Origin of the sequence: Pricia sp., from assembly GCF_041745955.1 — a bacterium.
Classification (GTDB): Bacteria; Bacteroidota; Bacteroidia; order Flavobacteriales; family Flavobacteriaceae; genus Pricia.
Map to the genome: position 1 here is coordinate 1 of NZ_JBGTHY010000501.1, position 2,794 is coordinate 2,794.

2 protein-coding genes and 1 tRNA gene are annotated in these 2,794 nt (G+C 46.3%); all 3 read right to left on the minus strand.

The window, feature by feature from the left end; genetic code table 11:
* Positions 1–329: 329 nt before the first annotated feature.
* The 3 genes from ACEW8S_RS17760 to ACEW8S_RS17770 all read right to left on the minus strand — a co-directional run bounded on the left by ACEW8S_RS17760 (position 330) and on the right by ACEW8S_RS17770 (position 2,653).
* Positions 330–404 (minus strand) — tRNA-Val (locus ACEW8S_RS17760).
* 99 nt (positions 405–503) lie between these two features.
* Complete coding sequence (locus tag ACEW8S_RS17765; RefSeq protein ID WP_373519452.1) at positions 504–1,715, minus strand: folylpolyglutamate synthase/dihydrofolate synthase family protein; 1,212 nt, start codon at positions 1,713–1,715, stop codon at positions 504–506.
* The gene (locus tag ACEW8S_RS17770) at positions 1,712–2,653 is read right to left on the minus strand and encodes an energy transducer TonB (RefSeq protein WP_373519453.1); all 942 of its coding nucleotides are present in this window, start codon (positions 2,651–2,653) and stop codon (positions 1,712–1,714) included. Before ACEW8S_RS17770 ends, ACEW8S_RS17765 begins: the two co-directional genes overlap by 4 nt.
* Positions 2,654–2,794: the final 141 nt, after the last annotated feature.

Genomic DNA, 2,794 nt, shown 5'->3' on the forward strand with positions numbered 1-2,794 from the left:
CATTAATAGTGATTCGGGCATACAGGCCGGCCCAATTAATTTTCGCCCTTTTAGAATAAGCCCAGATCAGGATGGAAAAAGATAATGAAGATCTCATGTTTTCGTCTGTTTAATTTAACAATTAGTGAGACGAAAGTCAAATCTGAAATATTAGGGTACCGTACGAAAGTTAGTCCAAGGTAACCAACTGTTGACGATTAAAAAAAAACGTTGACGATTTGTGAACCTTTAATATCAAATGATATGATTTGAGATGAACTTTCAGTAACCAAAAAACCCTGCCAATCATAGATTAGCAGGGTTTTGGATTAATTTGATAATCCTATAAGTGGGCAATGAGGGATTCGAACCCCCGACCCCCTCGGTGTAAACGAGGTGCTCTGAACCAACTGAGCTAATTGCCCGAAAAGGTGCCCGCCCGACTCCTCTGGGATTGTCCATTCAAGCGGGTGCAAATATAGAACTCTTTTGGTTATGCCAAAAGAAAATAATGCAAAAAAAAATCACACCACTTCCGCCACTGTAAAAGTACTTCCCCCGATAAAGATAAAATCAGTGGTACCGGAATTTTCCAATGCGGATTGATAGGCATTTTTGACAGATTCGTAGCTTTTTCCGTTTAATCCGGATGCTTCGGCCTTTTCCTTTAGTAACAGTACATCCAAGCCACGGGGAATGTCAGGCCGACAAAAATAATAATCAGCGTTTTTTGGGAATAACGGTAAAATGGCTTCGAGGTTTTTGCCCTTAACGAACCCTAGAACTACGTGCAGCCTGTCATAGTGCTGTTGGCCGACTTGCCGCAAAACTAACGCCAAGCCTTCACTATTGTGCGCGGTATCACAGACTACCATAGGGTGGTTTCGCAATATTTGCCAGCGGCCCATCAAGCCGGTGTTTTGGGTAACATTACGCAACCCCTCGTCGATGTGGTCTTTCGTGACCTTAAAACCTTTGAGTTCATTTAAAACAGCAACTACACCTTTCACATTTTTCGCTTGATAGTTTCCCAAAAGGGATGTTTTGTACTCCTTTGTTATTTCCCTATCGGCATACGTCAGCTTTGCCCTTTTGGAATTGGCTACCGCTTCAAAGACTTCTGCCGTATCCTTTTGATATTCGCTGATGACAATCGGCCTGTTTCCTTTGATTATCCCCGCTTTTTCGAAGGCTATTTTGGCCAAGGTGTCTCCTAGCATTTCGACGTGATCTAAACCGATATTAGTAATCAGGGCGACTTCGGGAACAATGATGTTCGTGGAGTCTAATCGGCCGCCCAGCCCGACCTCGACGATTGCGATATCGACTTTTTCCTCGGAGAAATAATCAAACGCCATACCCACCGTCATTTCAAAGAATGAAAGCTGGTTTTTATGGAAAAAAGGGATATTTCTTTGGATGAAATCAACAACGAATTTTTCACCCACCGGTTGCCCGTGAATCCGGATGCGTTCCCGAAAATCTTTTAGATGGGGTGAAGTGTATAGTCCGGTTTTATAACCTGCCTCCTGTAAAACGGAAGCGAGCATATGACTGCTGGAGCCTTTTCCATTGGTACCGCCGACATGTATGCTCTTGAATTTTTTTTCAGGATGGTCGAGATGTGAGGCAAACGCAAGGGTATTGTCCAGTTTGGCGTTGAAGGCGGATTTCCCTTTTTGCTGGTACATCGGAAGTTGGGCGAACATCCAATCCAATGTCTCCCTGTAGGTCACTCTCCCAATTTAAAATTGACCACCACGAAACCGACCTGCTGGCTGGGCGCATTGGAATCTTGGTTCCATTTGTGCTTGAAGGCGGTCTTTTTGGCGGGTTCCAATAAACAGGGACTGTTGTTCGTGGTGCCCTTGACACCGGGTTGCGCGCTGACGACATTACCGTTTCTATCGACCACGATCTTGACCACTACCCTGCCCTCTTCGTTACATTCCTGTTTTACCGATCCCTGGCTGGAAAGGGAGCGACCGTTCAGGCTATACCCACCCGTGCCGCTTCCGGAACCGGGGCTGCCATAATAACTCGTGGCATAAGGGTCGCCATCGGGAGAACCTTTGTCTCCGGCCCTGTTGTCATCACCCTCCGAACCGGAGGCGGTGCCATCCGATTTGTTAAGACCTCCCATGAGCTCGTCCAGTTTTTTCTTTTTGGCGTCCTGTTCCTTTCTGGCCTTTTCCTCGGCATCCTTTTTTTGCTGCGCAACCCGGGCTGCTTCGGCTTGTTTCTTTTTCTCGGCATCCTCGGCTTTCTTCTTGGCCGCCCTTTGGGCATCCTCGGCCTTCTTTTTCGCCTCCTCCGCTTTTTTTATCTTTATGGCTTCCTCGTTTTCTTGGGTAAGCACTTTTTCGGCGGGGGCTTCCTTGGCAACGACTTCCTCGGGCTCTTCCTCTTCGACGACCTCCTGCTCTACGACCTCCTCTTCCTGTTCGACCGGTTCAACGGGAGGCGTGTCCATGGGTTCGGACTGAATCTTTTCTTTAGGCTGCACGTTTCCACTACCAAAATCGGTGGTACCGAAATTGATGGAGATTCCGTTTTCAATGGGGGGATCCATGTAGGTCATGCCGATATAGAACAATATCAGCAACAACACGCTCAAAAGGAAAGTGGTCAGCGTGAAGGATTTCTTTTTGTGTCTCGTGTCTAGGTACGGCATATTGCCTATTTAATTTTGATCTATCGCTTGCTTTGCACAATTCAATTTGCAAAAGTATTTACTAAAGCATGAAAACATACGCTTTATAATTCACGATCAATTAGGCCGCACGGCCAAGATTACTTTGTAGCTGTTGCGGTT

Bases quoted from the DNA above. Each gene is read 5' to 3' on its own strand.
- ACEW8S_RS17770 (WP_373519453.1), bottom strand. From the start codon at position 2,653: ATGCCGTACCTAGACACGAGACACAAAAAGAAATCCTTCACGCTGACC.